The organism is Neohoeflea coraliihabitans (assembly GCF_019334345.1).
Classification (GTDB): Bacteria; Pseudomonadota; Alphaproteobacteria; order Rhizobiales; family Rhizobiaceae; genus Pseudohoeflea; species Pseudohoeflea coraliihabitans.
This window is the reverse complement of sequence record NZ_JAHWQX010000013.1, coordinates 1-1,170: the sequence shown is the minus strand read 5'-3', so window position 1 is coordinate 1,170 and position 1,170 is coordinate 1. Positions and strand designations below refer to the sequence as shown.

The following is a 1,170-nucleotide window of genomic DNA, read 5'->3' as shown; positions in this document are numbered from 1 at the left end:
TCGGCAAGGTGCAGGCGGCCTAGGGAAGGGCCCGGTTCGGACGGGGCGGGGCGGGGCGAAGGTTTGAGGTTTGGGCTTGAGGCCCGGTTTAATATTGGGCTTGAGGCCCGGGTGAACAGGAGAGAGAGTATATGGCAAGCCATCAGGTCAAGTCGCCGATTCCGGGGACATTCTATCGCAAGCCGGCGCCGGATCAGCCGGCCTTCAAGGAGGTTGGCGACACGGTCGAGAAGGGCGACACGCTTGGCCTTGTCGAGGTGATGAAGACCTTTCACGAGATCAAGGCCGACGCGGCGGGAACCCTGTCGGCGTTTCCGCTCGACGATGGCGATCCGGTGATGGCCGGCCAGCCGGTCGCCGAGTTCGAATGAGCGGTGCCGGCCAGATGGGGATAAACAAGCTACTGATTGCCAATCGCGGCGAGATCGCCGTGCGCATCATTCGTGCCGCCCGCGAACTGGGCATTGCCACGGTGCAGGTGCACAGCTCTGCCGATCGTGACAGCCGCGCCGTGCAGCTCGCCGACGAGGCGATCGACATCGGCCCGCCACAGGCGGCCAAGTCCTATCTCGACACCGAGGCGATCCTCAAGGCGGCCCGCGACAGCGGCGCCGATGCCATTCATCCCGGCTATGGCTTTCTCTCCGAAAGCGCCGCCTTTGCCGATGCGGTGGCCGCGGCCGGGCTGATCTTTGTCGGCCCCTCCGGCGACACCATCCGCCTGATGGGCGACAAGGCGGCGGCCCGCGCCGAGGCCAGGAAGGCCCAAGTGCCGACGGTGCCGGGCAGCGATGGCCTGGTCGAGGACATGCAGGCGGCCGCCGAACTTGCCGAACAGATCGGCTTTCCGGTGATGATCAAGGCGGCGGCCGGCGGCGGTGGCCGCGGCATCCGCATCGCCACGTCAGGCGAGGAGTTCCGCCAGTTCGCCCCCCAGGCCTCGGCCGAGGCCAAGGCCGCCTTTGGCGATGGCGGCATCTATATCGAGAAGGTCATCGAGCGGGCCCGCCATATCGAGGTGCAGATCCTCGGCGATGGCGCCAATGTCGTGCATTTCTTCGAGCGCGAATGCTCGCTGCAGCGCCGCCGCCAGAAGGTCTGGGAGGAAGCCCCCTCCGCAGCGCTCGGCGCCGATATCCGCGAGCAGCTGTGCGCCGCCGCCATCGCCCT

At 67.2% G+C, this 1,170-nt stretch carries 2 protein-coding genes; both read left to right on the top strand.

What is annotated here, in order from left to right; translation table 11 throughout:
- Positions 1 to 131: 131 nt before the first annotated feature.
- On the top strand, positions 132 to 371 hold the full coding sequence (locus KY465_RS18545; RefSeq protein ID WP_219203614.1) for an acetyl-CoA carboxylase: 240 nt from the start codon (positions 132 to 134) through the stop codon (positions 369 to 371).
- 14 nt (positions 372 to 385) lie between these two features.
- Positions 386 to 1,170 (top strand): ATP-binding protein (locus tag KY465_RS18540; RefSeq protein ID WP_219203613.1); only part of this gene is annotated, 785 nt, incomplete at its 3' end.